1 pseudogene is annotated in these 245 nt (G+C 61.2%); it reads left to right on the top strand.

Going from position 1 to position 245, the window contains the following annotated elements:
* Positions 1-245, top strand: a pseudogene (locus B4I46_RS16955) (glutamine synthetase); the annotation flags it as partial.

The raw sequence follows: 245 nt of genomic DNA on the forward strand, positions 1-245 counted from the left end.
CTCGCCGATCTCGGGCAAACGCCCGCAATCGACCCAGGTGTACCTGATCGATGACCTGGACGAGTATGTTGACTGCCTGCAGGACATGCTCGAAGCGGCCAAGGAGCAAGGTATCCCGGCCGATGCCATCGTCAAGGAAAGCGCCCCGGCGCAGTTCGAGGTCAACCTGCACCACGTGGCTGACGCGATGAAGGCCTGCGACTACGCAGTGCTGCTCAAGCGCCTGATCAAGAACATCGCCTACG

The organism is Pseudomonas sp. UBA7500 (genome assembly GCF_002478435.1).
Taxonomy (GTDB): Bacteria; Pseudomonadota; Gammaproteobacteria; order Pseudomonadales; family Pseudomonadaceae; genus Aquipseudomonas; species Aquipseudomonas palmensis.